At 57.4% G+C, this 19645-nt stretch carries 19 protein-coding genes; 14 read left to right on the top strand and 5 right to left on the bottom strand.

Translation table 11 applies throughout. The features are described 5' to 3' along the window. The first annotated feature begins 257 nt into the window (after positions 1-257). The 4 genes from ACYVJT_RS03730 to ACYVJT_RS03715 all read left to right on the top strand — a co-directional run bounded on the left by ACYVJT_RS03730 (position 258) and on the right by ACYVJT_RS03715 (position 4150). Positions 258-2093: an acetolactate synthase large subunit gene (locus tag ACYVJT_RS03730; RefSeq protein WP_425579848.1), complete on the top strand. Its 1836-nt coding sequence runs from the start codon at positions 258-260 to the stop codon at positions 2091-2093. 2 nt (positions 2094-2095) lie between these two features. Then, a complete protein-coding gene (gene ilvN, locus ACYVJT_RS03725) occupies positions 2096-2605 on the top strand; it encodes an acetolactate synthase small subunit (RefSeq protein ID WP_343956236.1) in 510 nt (169 codons plus the stop codon). A gap of 28 nt (positions 2606-2633) precedes the next feature. Next, positions 2634-3662, top strand: a complete 1029-nt coding sequence (gene ilvC / locus ACYVJT_RS03720) for a ketol-acid reductoisomerase (protein ID WP_343956235.1) — start codon at positions 2634-2636, stop codon at positions 3660-3662. Positions 3663-3973: 311 nt separating this feature from the next. Continuing rightward, positions 3974-4150 (top strand): type II toxin-antitoxin system PemK/MazF family toxin, encoded by a 177-nt coding sequence (locus ACYVJT_RS03715; RefSeq protein WP_343956234.1) that lies wholly within the window; start codon positions 3974-3976, stop codon positions 4148-4150. Between the two features lie 334 nt (positions 4151-4484). On the opposite strand, the gene ACYVJT_RS03710 is transcribed toward ACYVJT_RS03715, so the two are convergent. From ACYVJT_RS03710 to ACYVJT_RS03695, 4 genes are all read right to left on the bottom strand, one after another. Next, entirely contained in the window at positions 4485-4856 is a 372-nt protein-coding gene (locus ACYVJT_RS03710) for a carboxymuconolactone decarboxylase family protein (protein WP_343956233.1), read from the bottom strand. Positions 4857-4998: 142 nt separating this feature from the next. Then, positions 4999-5448: an SRPBCC family protein gene (locus ACYVJT_RS03705; protein ID WP_343956232.1), complete on the bottom strand. Its 450-nt coding sequence runs from the start codon at positions 5446-5448 to the stop codon at positions 4999-5001. Positions 5449-5569: 121 nt separating this feature from the next. Beyond that, positions 5570-6019, bottom strand: a complete 450-nt coding sequence (locus tag ACYVJT_RS03700) for an SRPBCC family protein (protein ID WP_343956231.1) — start codon at positions 6017-6019, stop codon at positions 5570-5572. Further along, positions 6012-6344, bottom strand: a complete 333-nt coding sequence (locus tag ACYVJT_RS03695) for an ArsR/SmtB family transcription factor (RefSeq protein ID WP_343956230.1) — start codon at positions 6342-6344, stop codon at positions 6012-6014. The genes ACYVJT_RS03700 and ACYVJT_RS03695 overlap by 8 nt, the downstream gene beginning before the upstream one ends. Positions 6345-6485: 141 nt before the next feature. Here ACYVJT_RS03695 and ACYVJT_RS03690 point away from each other — a divergent pair, with 141 nt between their 5' ends. Next, the gene (locus ACYVJT_RS03690) at positions 6486-7898 is read left to right on the top strand and encodes an FAD-binding oxidoreductase (protein ID WP_343956229.1); all 1413 of its coding nucleotides are present in this window, start codon (positions 6486-6488) and stop codon (positions 7896-7898) included. Between the two features lie 111 nt (positions 7899-8009). Further along, positions 8010-8993, top strand: coding sequence for a COX15/CtaA family protein (locus tag ACYVJT_RS03685; RefSeq protein ID WP_343956228.1), 984 nt, complete (start codon positions 8010-8012; stop codon positions 8991-8993). 74 nt (positions 8994-9067) lie between these two features. On the opposite strand, the gene ACYVJT_RS03680 is transcribed toward ACYVJT_RS03685, so the two are convergent. Continuing rightward, a complete protein-coding gene (locus tag ACYVJT_RS03680; protein WP_343956227.1) occupies positions 9068-9619 on the bottom strand; it encodes a hypothetical protein in 552 nt (183 codons plus the stop codon). 576 nt (positions 9620-10195) lie between these two features. Here ACYVJT_RS03680 and serA point away from each other — a divergent pair. From serA to ACYVJT_RS03640, 8 genes are all read left to right on the top strand, one after another. Continuing rightward, entirely contained in the window at positions 10196-11797 is a 1602-nt protein-coding gene (gene serA / locus ACYVJT_RS03675) for a phosphoglycerate dehydrogenase (RefSeq protein WP_343956226.1), read from the top strand. Continuing rightward, positions 11794-13392: a methionine--tRNA ligase gene (metG, locus tag ACYVJT_RS03670; protein WP_343956225.1), complete on the top strand. Its 1599-nt coding sequence runs from the start codon at positions 11794-11796 to the stop codon at positions 13390-13392. The genes serA and metG overlap by 4 nt, the downstream gene beginning before the upstream one ends. Before the next feature lie 11 nt (positions 13393-13403). Beyond that, a complete protein-coding gene (locus ACYVJT_RS03665) occupies positions 13404-14450 on the top strand; it encodes a 3-isopropylmalate dehydrogenase (RefSeq protein WP_343956224.1) in 1047 nt (348 codons plus the stop codon). 30 nt (positions 14451-14480) lie between these two features. Then, positions 14481-15608: a branched-chain amino acid aminotransferase gene (locus ACYVJT_RS03660; RefSeq protein WP_343956223.1), complete on the top strand. Its 1128-nt coding sequence runs from the start codon at positions 14481-14483 to the stop codon at positions 15606-15608. 25 nt (positions 15609-15633) lie between these two features. Beyond that, complete coding sequence (locus ACYVJT_RS03655) at positions 15634-16407, top strand: fumarylacetoacetate hydrolase family protein (RefSeq protein ID WP_343956222.1); 774 nt, start codon at positions 15634-15636, stop codon at positions 16405-16407. Between the two features lie 61 nt (positions 16408-16468). Beyond that, complete coding sequence (gltX, locus tag ACYVJT_RS03650; RefSeq protein ID WP_343956221.1) at positions 16469-17980, top strand: glutamate--tRNA ligase; 1512 nt, start codon at positions 16469-16471, stop codon at positions 17978-17980. Beyond that, positions 17974-18681, top strand: coding sequence for an HAD family hydrolase (locus ACYVJT_RS03645; RefSeq protein ID WP_343956369.1), 708 nt, complete (start codon positions 17974-17976; stop codon positions 18679-18681). Before gltX ends, ACYVJT_RS03645 begins: the two co-directional genes overlap by 7 nt. 35 nt (positions 18682-18716) lie before the next feature. Beyond that, the gene (locus ACYVJT_RS03640) at positions 18717-19442 is read left to right on the top strand and encodes a LysR substrate-binding domain-containing protein (protein WP_343956220.1); all 726 of its coding nucleotides are present in this window, start codon (positions 18717-18719) and stop codon (positions 19440-19442) included. Positions 19443-19645 lie beyond the last annotated feature (203 nt).

Here is a 19645-nt window from a genome sequence, read left to right as displayed (position 1 = left end):
ATAAGGGGCATGTCGAAGACCCTAGTAGTCGTTATTTAGCAGCGCATGGACTGAAGAAGATTTCAGTAGGCGACACCGCCATCCATGTGCTGAACCCCGAGCAGGCAAACCCGCCGAAGCCGGGGTTTTTTTATGGGTATCGCAACACCGCGCAGCACCCTACGACGTGAACGACGTCGACAGCAATAACTGCACACAACTTACGACTGATCGAGGCATACTCCATGAGTTCTGGATCACATATCACCCCGTCGGTGATGCCATCCCACCCGCCACAACGGGAAAAAACTGTACACGACTCCGACGCGCAGGCCGTCCCCGGGCCAAACCAGGTGGTCGAGCCCACCACGATGACCGGTGCACAAGCCATTGTGCGTTCACTTGAAGAACTCGACGTGACCGATGTCTTCGGGCTTCCCGGCGGAGCAATTCTGCCCACCTATGACCCACTGATGGACACCTCACGGATCCGCCACATCCTGGTGCGTCACGAACAAGGCGCCGGCCACGCCGCGCAGGGCTACTACCTGGCCACCGGCAAAACCGGTGTCGCCATCGCCACCTCCGGTCCAGGCGCGACCAACCTCGTGACCGCCATCGCCGATGCGAACATGGATTCCGAAGCCGTGGTGTTTATTACCGGCCAGGTCGGCTCCAAACTCATCGGTTCGGACGCCTTCCAGGAAGCCGACATCGTGGGGATCACGATGCCCACCACCAAGCACTCCTTCTTAGTTCAAGACGCCCAAGACATCCCACAAGCACTGGCTGAGGCCTTCTACATTGCCAACAGTGGCCGTCCCGGCCCCGTACTGGTCGATGTCACCAAAGATGCCCAGCAATCGGAGATGGAATTCTCTTGGCCACCGGTCATGGACCTGCCAGGCTATCGTCCCGTCACCCGGGGCCACTCCCGCCAGGTGCGCGAAGCAGCGAAGCTCATCCAAGACGCCAAGCGCCCCGTGCTCTACGTGGGTGGCGGTGCCGTGCGTGCCCAAGCCGCCGAAGAGCTCGCCCAATTAGCAAAAGCCACCGGCGCGCCGGTTGTCACCACGCTCAACGCCCGCGGTATTTTTCCTGACGAGGACCCCCAGAACCTGGGCATGCCCGGCATGCACGGTACGGTCGCTGCGGTCTCAGCCCTGCAAATGTCTGATCTGCTCATTACGCTGGGTGCGCGGTTCGATGATCGCGTGACCGGTCAGCTGTCCTCCTTTGCTCCGCTGGCAAAAGTGATCCACGCAGATATCGACCCTGCTGAGATCTCGAAAAACCGTGCCGCAGATGTGCCCATCGTCGGGGATGTCAAAGCGATCCTGCCCGAGCTGACCGAACAGGTCAGCACCAGCTTCGCCGAACACGGTACGCCGGATTTGGAGGACTGGTGGAAGATCCTCAACCGCACTCGTGATACCTACCCGCTGGGCTACACCGCAACCGATGACGGTTTGATGGCCCCGCAGAAGGTCATCGAATCCCTGTATGAAAATGTGGGCCCGGAAGCCATCTATGTGGCCGGAGTTGGCCAGCACCAGATGTGGGGCGCACAATTCGTGGGCTACCAGCGCCCCAACCAGTGGATGAACTCCGCAGGGTTGGGCACCATGGGCTTTGCCATTCCGGCAGCCATGGGAGCACAGGTTGGCGAACCAGATCGTGCCGTGTGGGCCATCGACGGTGACGGGTGCTTTCAAATGACGAACCAAGAACTGGCCACCTGCGTCATCAACCAGATCCCCATCAAAGTTGCGCTGATCAACAACTCCTCGCTGGGCATGGTGCGGCAATGGCAGACCCTGTTCTATGACTCCCGGTATTCCAACACCGACTTGAATACGGGTGCGAACTCGATTCGCGTGCCAGACTTCGTCAAACTTGCTGACGCATACGGGGCCGAAGGCATCCGCGTCGAAACAGAGGAAGACATCGCGCCCGCCATTGAACGAGCCATGGAGATCAATGATCGTCCCGTGGTCATCGACTTTGTGGTCTCGGCCGATTCCATGGTGTGGCCGATGGTGCCATCAGGTGTATCCAATGACGAAATTCAAGTAGCCCGGGATATGACCCCCGAGTGGGACGAGGAGGACTAAGCATGCAACGCCACACCCTTTCGGTACTGGTCCAAGACGTTCCGGGCGTCCTCTCCCGCGTCTCCGGACTCTTTGCCCGTCGCGCATTCAACATCGAATCGCTCACCGTTGGCCCCTCCGAGGTCGAGGACCTGTCCAGAATGACCGTCGTCGTCGAAGCAGAAGGCGATGCCCTGGAGCAGGTCACCAAACAACTCAATAAACTTGTCAACGTGATCAAAATCGTTGAACTGATCCCTGAACAGTCCTCCCAGCGCGACCACATCCTGGTCAAAGTCCGCTCCGATGCCTCCACCCGCGCATCTGTAGTCCAAGCAGTCGAACTGTTCCGTGCCAATGTCGTCGACGTCTCCACAGATGCCGTCACGGTAGAAGCCACCGGTTCTGCACAAAAACTCGAAGCACTGCTCGAGGTCCTAGAACCCTTTGGCATCCGCGAATTAGTGCGATCCGGCACTATCGCTGTTGCCCGCGGCGGCAAATCCATGACCGACCGTGCACTGACCAAATAACCCAACCCTCAAGGAGAATGACACTCTCATGGCCAAAAAATATTACGACGACGACGCCGATCTGTCGCTGCTGCAGAACCGTAAAGTAGCCGTCATTGGTTATGGCTCCCAAGGCCACGCACACTCCCTGTCCCTGCGTGACTCCGGTGTTGACGTCCGCATCGGCCTGGCGGAAGGCTCCAAGTCCAAGGTCAAAGCCGAGGCAGAAGGCCTGCGCGTCGTCACCGTGGCAGAAGCCGCTCAGGAAGCCGACCTCATCATGATCCTGGTTCCAGACCAGTACCAGGCACAGGTATTTTCCGAATCCATCGAACCGCACCTTGAAGAAGGCAACGCCATCTTCTTCGCTCACGGGTTCAACATCCGCTACGAATTCATCAAGGCTCCAGCCGGTATCGACGTCGCCATGGTCGCGCCAAAGGGCCCGGGCCACGTTGTGCGTCGCGAGTTCGAAGCAGGCCGCGGTGTGCCAGCACTCGTGGCAGTGGAAAAAGACGAATCAGGCCAAGCCAAAGACCTCGCTCTGGCATACGCCAAGGGTGTCGGCGGGACCCGTGCAGGTGTCATCGAAACCACCTTCACCGAGGAAACCGAAACCGACCTGTTTGGTGAACAGGCGGTGTTGTGCGGTGGCGCATCCCACCTGGTCCAGGCAGGATTCGAAGTGCTCACCGAAGCCGGGTACCAGCCAGAAATCGCCTACTTCGAGGTACTGCACGAACTGAAACTCATCGTTGACCTCATGGTCGAAGGTGGCCTTGCCAAACAGCGCTGGTCCATCTCCGATACCGCTGAATTCGGTGACTACGTTTCCGGTCCACGCGTCATCGATGCTCGCGTGAAAGAAAACATGCAGGAAGTCCTCAAAGAAGTACAGGACGGCACCTTCGCCAAGCGCTTCATGGACGACCAGGCTGCTGGTGCACCAGAGTTCAAGAAGCTTCGTGAACAAGAAGAAGCACACCCAATCGAGAAGACCGGGCGCGAACTGCGTGGCATGTTCTCCTGGTTAGCCGAATCCGACGACGACTACACCGAGGGCACAGCCGCTCGCTAAGTCACGTTAGACCAACGACTCAGCGGGGTATCGGAAAGAGTTCCGATACCCCGCTGAGTCGTTAATGCAATTTTTTCGAGTTTTGCCGCGAAGCGACCGCTTCCACAGAGAGTAATACTAGGTCATACTCATAATTATGAAGACTGCTATTTCTATGCCAGATGAGACGTATCATCACGTCACTAAGCGAGCCAGCGAATTGGGTATGAGTCGCTCAGGGCTCTTGTCGCATGCCGCTGATCACTATCTCGACGAACTAGATGCCAGCTCGCTGACGGACCAGATCAACGGTGCCCTGGTATCTTGCAGTTATGCCGGGGAACGTGTTTCTTCCGAGCCTAATCAGCGGGTTGGCTCGAGATTCTGTGGTGAATATTACCGTACTGGTTACTCTCGATCAGAGCGATCTAACGGATTGGACAGGGCAAATCCCCGAGAGCATCATGCGCGATGTCGACCAAGGCTTACGTCGTGTGCTTGGGTTGTGACGGTTGTGCAGGGACAAGTCTGAGCTGACAAGCTCGAGTTAGATTATCAACCGTGGTTATCTGTTGGGCGATCCTCCGGTCTGTCAAAGTACAGACTCTGAGGCTCATCAATGACCGCGATCCCGGGTTCTCGCAATATGGGATTGCCCACCGAAACCGTGCACCCGTCCGGCATGTGTGATAACCGTTCAGCTGACTCGTGTGATTCTTGCGGACGTGCTTTGGTAGCGGGGCCGCATCCAGGGCTGCCCAGTGCAAGTGGCTTGTCGCTAATCCCAGTTTGAGGAGAAAGTGGGACTAAAAAAAATCTTTAGTCGCACTTTGCGACGTGACATTAGTCTTCGAAAGCAGCGTTCATGCAACGCATCGCTGCAAGCGTTTTAGGGACGCCGATGTACGGCATAAGGTGGACAAAGCATTCAGCGACCTCTTCTTTGGTCATGCCGGCGACATCAACAGCAGTCTTGATATGTCCGGTCAGTTGTGGCTCAGTACCGCCCATCGCTGCCAGCGCGGCCATATTCAGCATCTGACGGTCGCGCAGTGCAATACCTTCACGCTGATACGTTCCACCGAAAACTGCACCAACAACCCAGTCAGACGCACCAGGAGCGTACTCGTCGAGCTGCTGTTTCCAGGCAGCTGTACCTTCCGGTGATTGAGTTTCTTCGACGAATTGATTGCCCTTATCCATGCTGAGTTCCATTGCATCCTCCTTGAAAATAAACGGACCACATGCAGGCTATCATCAAGACAGTTCTGGGGATGTTGGGAAAAGGCTTGTCAGGACATAGTTCGGCCGGTCTTCCGGGCGCCTTCCGAAAACCGGCCGAACGTCGTGCAAATGGTTAAGCGAGATATTCTTTGAGCCTGATCAAGGCTTGGTCCCAGGTGTCGTAGAAGGATTCATCGCCGAGCTCTCCGGATACTCCCTCTATCTCAAAAGAAACGTACGTACCGTCTTCGGTCTCTTCGAGAGTAACAGTGGCTACAGGCAGATCCTCTGGGTCGAAACCAGGTGCACCCCAGGTAAACACGAGCCGCTCATGCGGTGTCACATCTTGAAAAATTCCACCGGAGACGGTCCGTTCTCTAGACTCATCGTCGATGCTGGTGTAAATGTAGTAGCCGCCGACATGGACGTTGTACTCAAGCCCTTCACGAGGGGTCGTGGTGTTGGGGAGGTGCCACCACTGGGCAATAGCATCTGGCTCAGTCCACGCGTCCCAGACCTGTGCAGGGGTCGCTTCAACGTAACGGATGTTGGTAAAACCTTGCGCTAAGTTCGTCGTATTCATGGTGATCCTCCTTGTCGAAACGATGGTACACCGCTCGAGTTGTGTGATCTATGTTACTCTCGCATTACTTGAAAAGCGACGTAATGACCAAAAATCCGCCAGACGCGTCGAGCGTGGACGACTAGGCCAAATACTCTTCCAGGACGTCAAGCGCTTCATCCCAGCCGTCATAGACGAAGCCGTCGCCGGGTTGACCTGAAAAGCCGCGCAACTCAAATGTCATGAGTGTGGCGTTGTTATCGGGCTCAAGAGTTACGGTGACCACCGGCGTGTCCTCGGGGTCTCCTCCGGGCTCGCCCCAGGTGAAGACCAGTCGCTTTGGTGGTATCACTTCTTTGTAGACACCACCGGTCACAACACGTTCGCCGGTGCCGTCATTGACCATCGTGTAGATGTAGTGTCCTCCAACGCGGACATCGACCTCCACTTCCTCGCGCGGAGTGGAGGTATCGCGCGGGTGCCACCAGTCTGAGATGGCATCCGGATCTGTCCAGGCGTGCCAGACCTGTTGGGGAGTGGCATCTAAGTTTCGGATCATCGTAAAAGCTTGTGTCATGTCGGTCTTACTCATCGGGCTTCTCCTTGGTGAGATATTCTTCGAGTCGATCGAAGCGCTCGTTCCACGCGGTGTGTTGTTGCTCGACCCATGCTGCAACTTCGGCGAGGCTGTTGGGTGCTAGTGAACATTCGCTCCACTGTGCACGGCGATTTCGTTCTACCAGGCCCGCCTTCTCAAGTACTGCTAGATGCTGCGAGATGGCCGGTCGGCTCATGGGATAGTGTGTCGCGAGTTCACTGACCGTCAGTGGCCCTCCGCGCAAGCGATACAAAATATCTCTGCGCGTTGGATCAGCTAGCGCTGCGAAAGCTGAACTCAGGCGATCTTGCGTTGTCATGTAAGCGACCTCTTACGTAAGTGGTTGCTTGCATAATACTCATGTATGACGTGTATCACAGGACCTTCTTTGATGAGGGCGTGATACGATCCACAGAGGTGACATATAGCACTCAGAATATCGCCACGTGAGGGGCTGAAATTGGCGCAGACATCTACCGTTCATGCACCGCAACTTCAGGGGCTCATCGATGCCGTTGGCGCGCAGAATGTCGTAACCAATCCGGCGACGATAGACAACTACCGCTGGGACCGAGCCAACGATCCCAGTGCAGGTACGCCGGTTGCCGTCGTGCGCGCCACAAGTTCTGAAGATGTGCAGGCCACCATACGTTTCGCTGCAGCCCACGGCATGCCGGTTGTCACCCGGGGAGCAGGATCCGGGTTGTCCGGCGGCAGCTCCGCGGTCGACGGCGGCATCGTGGTGTCGATGGAGAATATGCGCGATATCAGTATCGATCCGCAGACCCGAACTGCCGTGGTTCAGTCGGGTGCGTTCAATGCCGAAGTCAAGGCTGCTGCAGCTGAGCATGGCCTGTGGTACCCGCCGGATCCTTCATCGTTTGAATTCTGCTCCATCGGCGGCAACGTTGCGACCAATGCCGGGGGACTGTGCTGCGTGAAATACGGGGTGACGGCCGACTATGTACTGGGCATGAAGGTGGTGCTTGCCGATGGCCGGGAAGTGAACCTGGGCGGCTCGCGACTCAAAGACGTTGCCGGTTTGAACTTGACACAACTCTTCGTCGGTAGTGAAGGCACGCTTGGTGTGATCACCGAGGTCACACTACGACTAGTACCCGCTCAGCGTCCGCCGACCACACTGGTTGCTACTTTTGCAACGCTCGATGATTCGACCAAAGCGGTGCTTGCGATCGCGTCAAGTATGCGCCCGTCGATGCTGGAATTCATGGACAACGCCACGATCAATGCCGTGGAGGATGCCACAGGGATGGAACTTGATCGCGACGCCGCTGCAATGTTGATCATCCAGTCCGATGAGCCAGCAGAGTACGCGGCACGAGAGATCGAAATGATGGAGGCTTCGTGTCATCAGCACGGCGCGACCGACGTATTCCATGCGTCCGACGTCGAAGAAGCCGAGGCCATCATTGTGGCCCGCCGCATGGCCATCCCCGCCGTTGAGCAAAAGGGCACGATTCTGTTGGAGGACGTCGGCGTCCCGCTGCCTCGGTTGGGCGATCTTGTCCGAGGAGTCCAGCAGATATCTCAAGACCGGGATGTGACGATTGCGGTGATTGCCCACGCCGGTGACGGAAACACCCATCCGCTGCTGGTGTTCGACCCGATGGACGACGAGCAGAAACAACGAGCACACCTGGCGTATGGTGACGTGATGGAGCTTGCTGTTCGGCTCGGCGGAACCATCACCGGTGAACACGGTGTGGGTCGACTCAAGCGGCCATGGTTGGTTGACTCGATTGGCGAGGATGCTCTGGAGCTGAATAATCGGATAAAGTCGGCGCTTGATCCGCACAACATCCTCAACCCCGGTGCCGTGTATGATCCCGCAGGCCTCACTGCCGATGAATAATCGCCCGTGATGGGGTTGCAGGCGGTGTGTGCAAGGCAGCAATACTTGTGATCGCCAGGATGATCGGGCTTTAGAGTAAGGGAGATACCCCAGTTCGGCGGGGATCGCGTTATGCTATCTGCCCGGTTCGAGAGGATTGATTTGTCGTCCCAGCTCAAGAGTTCAGGGACCACTCGCAGTGGTCTACCTCGATTTCTCGTGCCTGCTGCATGGATTTCGTGTGTTTTAAACGTTGTGATTATTGCAACGGGAGGAGCCGTGCGTCTTACCGGGTCGGGACTTGGCTGCTCCGAATGGCCACTGTGCACTCCTGGCTCACTCACGCCAACTGCCGAAACAGGCATTCACGGCATTATCGAATTTGCCAATAGAACGCTCAGCGGGCCCGTGCTGTTGGCAGCTGTTGTCGTACTGGTCCTGACCTGGCGTATCCGTTCCCAACGAAAAGACTTGTTTGGTCTCTCAATTGCTGTCACAGGTCTTGTGATTATTCAGGCTCTCGTTGGAGCTTTCGTCGTATGGGAAAGTCTCGCCACCGTCCTTGTGGGCTTTCACTATTCGGTTTCTATCGTGATTGTGTGCACAACTGCCGCATATCTTGTGCGTATGACTGAGCCGGCTGGCCCGCGAATTCCAGCCGTACCAAAAGTGTTTTGGGCTATTGCCGCAATCGCCGCTCTGGGCATCGTAATCATTGTTATCACAGGCGTGTTTACCACAGCTGCGGGCCCTCACTCGGGTGACGCAGATGTCGTGCGTGATGGATTCGATGCGACTGTGCTGAGCCATCTTCACGCCTGGCCCGGATACATTACCGGTATCATGTGCCTGGTGCTCCTTGTCTGGGCCAAGGCCAGCAATTTGCAGCCATACCGGTCGCTACTGGGCCTGGTGGTCTTACTGATGATCCAGATCGCAGTCGGCGTATACCAAGCACGTAGTGGACTTCCACCAATTGCTGTCGGTGTCCACATGGTGCTCGCTGCCCTCGTCGCGGCAATGACCAGTGTTATGGTGCTTCGGCTGAAAGAGCCGGCTCAAAAGCTCACTCCGAAGAATGAACTCGTTATCGAGCAGACGCCAGCCGAAGCTTAGCAGTTCGTGGTCTGGTGCGGTGGGATGCGTTATCTCGCTTACGGAAGGCGTGCTCTATTGCAAGACATTAGGCCTCAGGGTTTTGAAGCAAGCACCTGGGCGACCGTCGATGTATTTGACACGTAATTATGTACTTCCGGTGATAATAGCAGGAGACAGTGCGTTAGTCCCTCGTGAGCGCGAGTGGGATCTAGCGTCGAGGTAAATAAGGGCTCGTGGTGAGCAATACGGTTGCGTAAATCATTCACCGTTTTGATCTGAGCGTCGACGATGCTCCGCGAAGTTCCTTGTGGGTAAGCATTGTGTAAGTATGGCACCCAAATGCTTTTTTCCATGGCCTTCGTCGTTAGCTGACGCCAGAACCCAAACGAAAACTCAGCGATAACTTTGCCGGGAGACGCCCGGCCGTAGCCACAGCGTTTGATCGCGTCATCGACGTTCTTACGGGTAACGAAGTTGACGTCTGAGCCGCGTTTAATGCCCTTCACGTTTCGTGTACGCCAAATTGGCATGACGGCCGGAGATTCAGGATGAAGTAGCCAGTGATTCTGATGGGGCCAAACGGCGGAGATTGCAGCATCGTATGCGTTGCGGAGTGCAACTTCAAAATGTGCAATGTCGTGCATCAGTGTCTGACCAGCGTTAACATTTCACTCGTAAAGATCGAGCGCGCGTGCACGGTCACCGGCACATTCTTTGACATATCTTTGAAATCGAGCAGTGCCAAGCCACTTATCGATCCACGTATCAACCATAGGAACAGTATGCCAAAAACAGTGCCCCGGCGACATGGTCGAAACCAGCGGTCCACTCGGGGCTTACGTTTGTAATTGTACGTCAGGAGTTAGATCGTCACAACCACACAGAAATAACGCTTGTTAAAACGAATAAGTGAGCGCAATTTTCCCTGCTGGGCTTCAAGCAGATCCTCTAAATGAGGAGTTTTCATCGAGCATTGACGTTCCAAGATCGGGGGAGTGGAGGCCGTACCGGCTCCGTGAGGTTCCATTAGGTCCATAAGCCACCCGGCACGCGAGGTAGCCAACCTTTCAAACCTATGCGGACTGGTTCCGGCATTAGGGGGAGATGCGGAGCTTCACTGAATGTACCAGTGCAAAACACGGTTCCTCCGGGCACTAATATGGATGCGGTGAGCTGTGCGCTCATGACAAAGTTTTCCTATTAACGAAAGTGTGTCGTTCGTGTCCAAACCAGTAGTGCTCATCGCAGAAGAACTCTCCCCGGCCACCATGGATGCTCTTGGAACCGACTTCGAGATTCGTAACACCGATGGTTCCGACCGTGATCAGCTACTGCCAGCACTCGCTGACGCCGACGCTGTGCTGATTCGTTCAGCGACCACGATGGACGCCGAAGCAATCGGTGCGGCAAACAATCTCAAAGTGATCGCACGTGCCGGAGTCGGACTCGACAACGTCGACACACAAGCTGCTACCGAAGCCGGTGTCATGGTGGTCAACGCGCCAACATCGAACATCATCTCTGCAGCAGAACTCACCTGTGGACACATACTCTCCTCGGCACGCAATATTGCCCCGGCTAACGCCTCACTCAAAGACGGCCAGTGGAAACGCTCTGCCTATAAGGGTATTGAGCTCTACCAAAAAACCCTCGGCGTCATCGGCCTCGGCCGTATCGGTTCCCTGGTTGCCGAACGTATGAAATCCTTCGAAATGCACATCGCCGCCTACGACCCCTATGTCACCGCGGCGCGCGCACAGCAGCTCGGTGCCACGCTGCTCAGCCTCGATGAGCTGTTGGAAACCTCAGACTTCGTCACCATCCACATGCCCCGGACGCCAGAGACCTTGGGGATGATCTCCGATGAGCAATTCACAATGATGAAAGACTCGGCCTACGTCGTGAATGTGGCCCGCGGTGGACTCATTGATGAAGACGCTCTGGGCCGTGCCCTGGATGCCGGACAGATTGCTGGTGCGGGGATCGACGTGTTCGTTGAAGAACCAGCCAAAGACCTGCCATTTTTCAAACACGACTCCGCCACCGTGACGCCGCACCTGGGTGCTTCAACCGAAGAAGCCCAAGAAAAAGCCGGGGTCTCCGTGGCAAAATCTGTTCGCCTGGCATTAGCCGGTGAACTCGTCCCAGATGCCGTGAACGTGGCCGGGGGAGTGATCGACCCATATGTGCGGCCCGGCATTCCGCTGACCGAAAAACTTGGTCGCATCCTATCTGCCGTGATGAAGGGCGTTTCGGTTTCGGCCATCGAAGTCGTCGTCGCTGGCGAACTCGCCGAAAAGAACGTGGACTCGCTGAAACTTGCAGCACTGAAAGGGGTCTTCACCGACGTTGTTTCCGGACAGGTCTCCTATGTGAACGCCCCGGTACTGGCCGAAGGTCGTGGTATCGAAACCCGCTTGTCGACCACCTCGGATTCTCCACATTATCGCAACACCATCACCGTCAAAGCCGTCTCAGCCAATGGTCGAGAGTTCAATGTGACCGGCACCTTGACCGGACCACAGCAAGTTGAAAAACTTGTCGGTATTAACAACTACGAATTTGAAGTCGCCATCGCAGACCACATGCTCGTGTTGGAATACGAAGATCGTCCAGGCGTGATCGGTACCATGGGTATGCAACTGGGCGATCGCAGCATCAATATTGCCACCATGGATGTTGCCCTGCGCGCCGACGGTGCCAAAGCACTCGCCATCCTCACCCTGGACTCGGCGCTACCAGGTGGACTCATGGACCAGGTCGCAGATGCTATTCACGCAGAAAAGGCCGCCGAGGTTGATTTGGAGGAAACTGTCCGGTGAACACCTACTATCTGACAACGGCGATCGCCTACCCAAACGGCGAACCACACATTGGGCACGCGTACGAATACATTGCCACCGATGTGATGGCACGGTTCAAACGCCTTGACGGTTACGATGTGCGCTACCTAACCGGTACCGATGAGCACGGCCAAAAGATGCAGCAGACGGCTGTGGAACAGGGTCTCGCACCCCTGGAATTGGCCACCCGCAACGCTGCGGTCTTCCAGCAGATGGATGACGACGTACTCAACGTCTCCTACGACCGGTTCATCCGCACCACCGATACCGACCACGCTGCCTCAGCCCAAGAGATTTGGCGCCGCATGGAAGCCAACGGCGACATCTACTTGGACACCTACGCCGGCTGGTATTCGGTGCGTGATGAGCGCTTCTTCGCCGACGACGAGACCCACGTCAATGACGAAGGTGAGCGCATTGCCACCGAAACCGGCACCGAAGTGACCTGGACCGAAGAGGAATCATACTTTTTCCGGCTGTCCAACTACGCAGACAAACTGCTGGCACACTATGCGGCGAACCCGGAATTCATTGCCCCGACCACTCGTGCCAACGAAGTCATCCGCTTCGTGGAATCAGGGCTTGAAGATCTGTCGATCTCGCGCACCTCATTCGACTGGGGCATCCCGGTACCAGAACCGACCAACCCGGAACTAGCCACCGAGAAAAACCACGTCATGTACGTGTGGGTCGATGCGCTGACCAACTACATCACCGGTGCAGGCTTCCCCGATGAGCACAGCGAACTCAAACGCTTCTGGCCGGCAGATTTACACGTCATCGGGAAAGACATTTCGCGCTTCCACTGCATTTTCTGGCCCGCATTTTTGATGTCGGCGGGCATCGAACTGCCAAAACGCGTGATGATCCACGGATTTTTGAATAACGAAGGCGAAAAGATGTCCAAGTCGGTGGGCAACGTCGTCCACCCCTCAGACTGGGCTGACCGATACGGACTCGACACCGTGCGGTTCTTTTTGCTGCGTGAATTCCCCTTCGGTTCCGACGGGTCCTACTCCCACGACGGGGTCGTGCGCCGTAAGAACGCGGATCTATCGAATAACCTGGGCAACCTGGCCCAGCGTAGCCTGTCGATGGTCTACAAAAACCTCGACGCCCAGATACCCGCACCGGGGGAGCTGACAGCACAAGACGAACAGCTCCTTTCCGATGCTGCGTCACTATTGGAAACTTGGCGCACCCACTTCGAGACCCAAGACTTTTACCGGTCGCTCGTTGCCGCATGGAAAGTCCTCGACGATACCAACGGGTACTTCGCCGACCAGCAGCCATGGGTCCTACGGAAAACTGACGAGGCCCGGATGAAAACCGTGCTCTGGGTGACTCTAGAAGTCGTGCGTCGCATCGCAATACTCATCCAAGCCGTCATGCCGGAATCAGCGACGAAACTCCTGGACGCGCTCGGTGTGGAAGCATCTGCCGATGCCGGGGCCACGAACGCCTCTGGGTCCGGAGCACGCTCCTATGCCGCCTGGGACGAACAGCTTGCACCGGGAACACCGATCGATAAACCCACCCCGGTCTTCCCACGCCACGAAGAAGCAGACGAGTAAGAAGGTACGCATTGAGCAACAACGTATTAGATCTGGCACTCATCCCCGGCGACGGCATTGGCCCCGAAGTCACTGCCGAGGCCCTCAAAGTGCTCAAAGCAGCCATCGGTGCAGACCACGTTAAAACCACCGAATACGGTCTCGGAGCTGAGCACTGGCTATCCACCGGCGAAACCCTGCCCGATGAAACACTGGCAGCCATCCGTCAACACCAGGCCATCCTGTTCGGCGCCGTGGGTGCCGCCCCGAATGACACCCGCATTCCGTCCGGTCTACTCGAGCGCGAGATTCTGCTCAAACTGCGCTTTGCCTTCGACCACGCGGTAAACTTCCGCCCATCGGTGCTCTACCCGGGTGCCACGTCACCGCTCGCCAACCCCGGCGACATCGACTTTGTGGTCTTTAGAGAAGGCACCGAGGGGCTCTACGTGGGCAACGGTGGCTCCATGCGCGCCGGCACCGAATACGAGGTCGCCAACGAAACCTCGGTCAACACCGCCTATGGCGTCAAGCGCGTCGTGCGAGCTGCGTTCGAATACGCCCAGCAGCGCCAACGCAAACACGTGACCCTGCTGCACAAACACAATGTGCTCGTCCATGCCGGGCACCTGTGGAACCGCATCGTTGCAGAAGTTGGCGAAGAATTCCCAGACGTGACCCACGACTACCTGCACGTCGATGCCGCCATGATCTTCATGACCACGGATCCAAACCGCTTCGACGTGATCGTCACCGACAACATGTTTGGCGACATCGTCACCGACCTTGCCGCAGCAGTGACCGGCGGGATTGGGCTGGCGGCCTCGGGCAACTTGAATATCACCGGTACTGCACCATCCATGTATGAACCAGTCCACGGTTCGGCCCCGGATATCGCAGGCACCCAACAAGCCGACCCAACCGCAGCCATCCTCTCGGCTGCCATACTCTTAGAACAAGAAGGCTACGCAGAGGCAGCCCAAAAAGTACATACGGCAGTATGGGATGACCTGGCCGCACGAGGCGCCACAGCTCGCACCACCTCGCAGGTGGGCGACGCGATTGCAGCACAGGTCTAATGCGAAACAGCACGTGGAGGAAGGTCCATCATGGAATTTAGGTTTGAACCCAACCAACAGCGACTATCTGATGCGCAACGCGCCGACATCCTAGCTGCCCCCGGCTTCGGCCAGTACTTCACCGACCACATGGTCACCGTCGACTGGACGGCCGACCTCGACGGTCAAGCCAAAGCGTTTGAGGCCGGTGAATACCTGAAAATGGTAGGGGACTGGTCCGACGCCCGCGTGGAACCATACGGTCCACTGGCCATGAGCCCGGCCGCAGCCGTGCTGCATTACGCCCAAGAAATTTTCGAGGGCCTGAAAGCCTACCGTCACGAAGACGGATCGATCTGGACCTTCCGCCCATACTCCAACGCCTCACGCATGAACCGCTCGGCACACCGCATGGCGATGCCACAGCTGCCCGAGGACGTGTTCGTCAAAGCACTCGAAGAACTCATGGCACAAGACGGCGCATGGGTGCCCAACGGCGAAGGGCAGTCGCTGTATTTGCGTCCATTCATGATTGCGACCGAAGAATTCCTCGGTGTCCGTCCGGCCCGCAACTTTAACTTCCACGTGATCGCGTCACCGGCAGGCAACTACTTCGGTGGGGAACCAAAACCCGTGAGCATCTGGGTCTCGCGTGACTTCGCTCGCGCAGGCGAAGGCGGCACCGGCTCCGCGAAATTCGGGGGCAACTATGCCGCGTCACTGGCCGGGCAACTTCAGGGTGCCTCCCGCGGCCACGACCAGGTCATCTTCCTCGACCGCAGCCCCGATGATTCACTCGAAGAGCTCGGTGGCATGAACGTGTTCTTTGTGACCAAAGATAACAAACTCATGACCCCAAGACTCACCGGCACCATCTTGGAAGGCATCACCCGCGATTCCATCCTGCAATTGGGAGCAGAACAAGGCCTCGAAGTCGAAGAACGCCACATCACCTTTGATGAGTGGAAAGATGGCGTCGCCTCCGGTGACATCCAAGAAGTGTTTGCCTGTGGCACCGCCGCCGTGATCACCCCAATCGGCCGAGTCGCCGACGGCGAAGAAATCTACGACACCCCCTCCGAGGACTTCCCGGTCGCCAACGCGCTGCTGAAGCGCCTGGTCGGTATTCAAACCGGAGCCGAAGAAGACACCTACGGCTGGATGCACCGCCTAGCCTAAACGCGTTCGCAGAAAGAGGCTGACCTTGCGCATTGCACGCTTTGTACACCGCGAAGAATTTCATTACGGCGTCGTCCAAGATGACACCATCACCGTTTTAGCCAATGACCCGTTGTATGCCGGGATTGTGCCAACCAACGAAACGCTCAAACTCGACGACGTGCGTCTGGTGACGCCCGTGCTGCCGCGCTCCAAAGTGATCGGTGTGGGCCGGAACTGGCAAGCACACGCCGAAGAACTCGGCAACGAGGTGCCATCCACACCGTTACTGTTTTTCAAGCCCAACACCTCGGTGGTGGGGCCAGATGAACCAGTCCTGCTGCCCGACTGGACCGAAGAAGTCTCCTACGAGGCTGAACTGGCCGTCGTCATCGGACGCATCGCCAAGGATGTACCCGTGGAGCGCGTGGACGAAGTCATCTTCGGTTACACGGTCGGCAACGACCTCACCGCCCGGGATGTACAGCGTGCTGAAGATCAATGGGCCCGTGCCAAAGGCTTCGACGGCTCGTGCCCACTGGGGCCCTGGATCGAAACCGAACTGGAACCCGACGACGTGCAGATCCGTTCCTGGGTCGATGGAGAGCTGCGACAGGATGGCAACACCGCGGACATGATCTTTGACGTGCGCACACTGGTGTCCTATATCTCAGAAGCATTCACCCTGCTACCGGGTGACGTGATTCTCACCGGCACCCCGGCCGGCGTCGGCGCAGTCGAAGACGGCCAGATTGTCGAATGTGAGATTGACGGCATCGGCACCCTGTCAACCACGGTGCGGCGTCCAACCGTTGGCTAGGGGCTAGCAACACGGTCACGAGGACACTGCAGCGCAGTCACGGACGCTAGACTTGGTCACCATGAGCCAGCTTCGCAATCCCGACGATATCCCTGCAGTTTCTTCCGACGCCGAAGTGCGCGTGCGCTTCGCACCATCGCCAACCGGCACCCCGCACGTGGGCTTGATTCGCACCGCCCTGTTCAACTGGGGTTGGGCACGGCACACCGGCGGAAAAATGATCTTCCGCGTGGAAGACACCGACGCAAAACGCGACTCCGAAGAGTCCTACCTCCAACTGCTCGATGCCATGCAATGGATGGGCATCGACTGGGACGAAGGGGTCGAAGTCAGTGGACCGCACGAACCATACCGCCAATCCAAACGCGGTGAGATCTACCAAGACGTCATCCAAAAGCTCAAAGACGGTGGCTACATCTACCCGTCCTACACCACCGCTGAGGAAACCGAAGCACGTCACGCGGCCGCTGGTCGCGACCAGAAACTCGGCTACGACGGATACGACCGCAACCTAACCGACGAACAGATCGCAGCGTTTGAAGCAGAAGGCCGCAAACCCGTCTGGCGGCTGCGCATGCCAGACCACGACCTGGCGTTTACCGACACTGTGCGCGGTACCATCACCTTCAGTGCGGGCTCGGTCGCAGATTTCGTGGTCGTCCGCGCCGACGGATCACCGCTGTACACCCTGGTCAACCCCGTGGACGATGCGCTGATGGGCATCACCCACGTGTTACGCGGCGAAGACCTGCTGTCCTCCACACCACGCCAGATTGCGCTCTACCGTGCGCTATATGCCGTCGGTGTTGCCGACTTCCAACCAACCTTTGGTCACCTGCCATACGTGATGGGGGAGGGCAATAAGAAACTGTCAAAACGTGACCCACAGTCCAGCGTGTTCCACCACCGCGACAACGGGTTCATCCGCGAAGGCCTGCTGAACTATCTGGCCCTGCTGGGCTGGTCACTGTCAGCAGACGAAGACATCTTCACACCGGAGGAATTCGTTGAAAACTTCGACATTCATAACGTGCTCGCCAACCCAGCACGCTTTGATGAGAAGAAAGCCATCGCCATCAACGGCACACACATCCGCCGTCTGGACGCAGAAGATTTCCGCAACCGCTTGATTCCCTACCTGCAGGATCGCGACCTGGTCGGCGAAGAACTCACCGATCGAGAAGCGGAAATCCTTACCCAGGCAGCACCGCTGGTTCAGGAACGCGTGCACTTACTGGGGGAAGCCGCCGACATGCTGGCCTTCCTCTTCACCGAAACCATCGAAGTCGAACCGGCCGCCATGAAGGGCATGCCGCAAAACTTGGTCGAGGTCCTTGCCGCAGCAGAAAACGTGCTGTCGGATCTGGAAAGCTGGGAGCTGGAATCCATCGAGGCGGCACTGCGCACAGCACTGATCGATGAGCTGGAGCTGAAACCACGCCACGCCTTCGGACCGGTGCGCACCGCCGTATCGGGCCGCAAGGTGTCACCACCGCTGTTTGAATCACTGGTCATTATGGGACCGGAGAAAGCCTTGGAGCGCATCGCCAACTTTAAGGCAGCGCAATCCTAGTCCAAGCAGTCCTCTTTGATATCGATGACACCCTGATCAACCTCGCCGGGGCCCAGCACATTGCCTTCCGCACACAGCTGGCCGCCCAATGTGGTGACGGGGTGTCATCGCATCCTGCCTTCGATGTTGCGGCAGAAGCATTCGTGCACGACCCGAAAAACTTCTATAACGCCTATATCAACGGCAAGATGTCCTTTGCTGAACAACGCCTCGCCCGGGTGGGCGATGCGATGCGAATTCTCGAACTCGACGGTCAGCCCGCCGAAGAGCTCTGGGTCGTGGGCTACGAAGACGTCGTCTCCAGCAACTGGGCGCCCTTCGAGGATGTCTCACCGCTGCTGCAAGCACTTCAGGCCCGCGGCATTCCCTATGGTGCGGCAACCAATAATGTCACGGACTATCAGCGACTGAAACTTGAACAAGTTGGTCTGGCCTTCGATGTCGTGATCGGCACCGACGTCACCGGTAAGCCCAAACCGGATGCTTCCATGTTCCTGGAGGGCGCACGTCAGCTCGGGTCTCGTATCGAAAACACACTGATGATTGGTGACGACGTCATCAATGACGGGCTTGGCGCCCGGGACGCGGGACTCATCTCACTGCTGGTTGATCGTCAGGACACGCTCCACGCCCCGGATCAGGTGTTGACTGTTGGCTCGTTGGACGACGTCATGCAGCTGCCGAGACTATGGTCGAGCTGAGCTATGTCGAACCCGAGGTCGGGTACATCGCATGATTGACCGACGGTTATTGGTACTGCAAGCGTTGGCTGGAATACGGGACCGTCACCGCCACCGCCGAGGCCCTGAGCTACACGCCGTCCGCGGTATCGGCTCAATTGCGTAGTCTGGCCGAGCACCTCGGCGTGACGCTGCTGCGCACCGAAGGACGCCTTGTTCGGCTGACGCCGGCCGGCCGGCTGCTAGCGGATCGGGCTGCTGAACTCGCTCGGTTGTCCAATGAGATTCACGCAGACATTGCCCAGCGCGGCAACGCGGAACGATCGCTGCTTCGACTCTGCGGTTTCTCGACCCCAATGGCCGCACTGTTGCCCCGGTTGGCCAACAGCCTCCAGGAACGACACCCCTACCTCCAGGTCCGCATCGAGGAGGCTGATCCTCTGGGCTGTTTCCAGAAGCTGGTGACCGAGACGGCCGATCTCGCGGTCCTTGTGGTCAATGCCGAAGTGCCATCGGTCAACGACCCGCGGTTCGAACAGAGCCTGTTGGTCAAAGATCCCCTGGATCTGCTGGTGCATGAGGATTCGTCCATGGCAGCGATGGACTCGGTGGATTTTGCCACCTTGGCATCGGCAGCTTGGATCACCGACCGGGTTGGCAGCGCCAACTATCAGTTGTTTCTCACCACGTGCCTCTCGGCCGGATTCACCCCGAGTGTTGCCCATCATGCAAGTGACTGGGATGCGGCGGCTGCGTTAGTCATGTTAGGAGTGCGTATTTAGTAACGGCTGTCTGACGATCCAGTGACGACGGTCTGACGATCGGGTAACGCCGGTATGGGTATCCAGTAGCGGTGAGACTCCGCTGTGTGGTGTGCTCTATTTCACACACAACACGAGGTTGTGTGATCTTTGAAATAGGAGATTTCGATGACGGATTACCGTTTCGTGATGCGGCTGTTGATGCAGCAGTGGTCATTTCGACA

Source organism: Yaniella soli (genome assembly GCF_054782375.1).
This window is presented reverse-complemented; position numbering and strand designations above follow the sequence as displayed.

Bases quoted from the DNA above. Each gene is read 5' to 3' on its own strand.
- ACYVJT_RS03730 (WP_425579848.1), top strand. From the start codon at position 258: ATGCCATCCCACCCGCCACAACGGGAAAAAACTGTACACGACTCCGAC.
- ilvN (WP_343956236.1), top strand. From the start codon at position 2,096: ATGCAACGCCACACCCTTTCGGTACTGGTCCAAGACGTTCCGGGCGTC.
- ilvC (WP_343956235.1), top strand. From the start codon at position 2,634: ATGGCCAAAAAATATTACGACGACGACGCCGATCTGTCGCTGCTGCAG.
- ACYVJT_RS03715 (WP_343956234.1), top strand. From the start codon at position 3,974: ATGCCGGGGAACGTGTTTCTTCCGAGCCTAATCAGCGGGTTGGCTCGA.
- ACYVJT_RS03710 (WP_343956233.1), bottom strand. From the start codon at position 4,856: ATGGAACTCAGCATGGATAAGGGCAATCAATTCGTCGAAGAAACTCAA.
- ACYVJT_RS03705 (WP_343956232.1), bottom strand. From the start codon at position 5,448: ATGAATACGACGAACTTAGCGCAAGGTTTTACCAACATCCGTTACGTT.
- ACYVJT_RS03700 (WP_343956231.1), bottom strand. From the start codon at position 6,019: ATGAGTAAGACCGACATGACACAAGCTTTTACGATGATCCGAAACTTA.
- ACYVJT_RS03695 (WP_343956230.1), bottom strand. From the start codon at position 6,344: ATGACAACGCAAGATCGCCTGAGTTCAGCTTTCGCAGCGCTAGCTGAT.
- ACYVJT_RS03685 (WP_343956228.1), top strand. From the start codon at position 8,010: ATGCTATCTGCCCGGTTCGAGAGGATTGATTTGTCGTCCCAGCTCAAG.
- ACYVJT_RS03680 (WP_343956227.1), bottom strand. From the start codon at position 9,619: ATGCACGACATTGCACATTTTGAAGTTGCACTCCGCAACGCATACGAT.
- ACYVJT_RS03660 (WP_343956223.1), top strand. From the start codon at position 14,481: ATGGAATTTAGGTTTGAACCCAACCAACAGCGACTATCTGATGCGCAA.
- gltX (WP_343956221.1), top strand. From the start codon at position 16,469: ATGAGCCAGCTTCGCAATCCCGACGATATCCCTGCAGTTTCTTCCGAC.